At 61.6% G+C, this 531-nt stretch carries 1 protein-coding gene; it reads left to right on the top strand.

Annotation, left to right across the window (positions count from 1 at the left end; all coding sequences use genetic code 11):
- Positions 1 to 38: 38 nt before the first annotated feature.
- A partial coding sequence (locus tag FLO80_RS23735; protein WP_246156795.1) for a phage tail protein occupies positions 39 to 531 on the top strand: 493 nt, incomplete at its 3' end.

Here is a 531-nt window from a genome sequence, read left to right as displayed (position 1 = left end):
CGGCCAGTGCAGCAGGCAAGAAATGGCAGCCGACTCATATGCTGATCGGCGATGCCGGCGGTGCGCCGGGCGACACGCCGGATCCATTGCCTTCTGCGGCGCAGAAGAGCCTGATCAACCAACGCCATCGGGCTCAGCTGAATCGGCTGTTCGTTTCCGACAAGAACGCCAATACCTTGGTTGCCGAGGTGGTGCTGCCAGTTGAGGTAGGTGGCTTCTGGATCCGCGGCTCCAGGGTGGTCAGTGGCGGCTCGGTATGCCGCTCCATCTCGCCGATCACCTGCAGCTACAAGGCTGCAATGGAAAGTGGCAGTGCGCGGACCCAGACCATTCGGGTGAACCTGGCGCTCTCCGGCCTGGAGAATGTCCAGCTGCTGATCGACAACGGCATCATCTACGCCACTCAGGACTGGGTGAAGGAAAAGGTCGCTGCCGATTTCAAGGGCCGCAAGATTCTGGCTGGCAATGGCTTGGTCGGTTGGGGCGATCTTTCTGCCGACCGCAGCATTGGTCTGGCGCCTTCCGGCGTGA

This window comes from Aquicoccus porphyridii (assembly GCF_008369105.1).
GTDB lineage: Bacteria > Pseudomonadota > Alphaproteobacteria > Rhodobacterales > Rhodobacteraceae > Aquicoccus > Aquicoccus porphyridii.
Note: the sequence above shows the minus strand (reverse complement) of the source record. Positions and strands in the feature narration are given on the sequence as shown.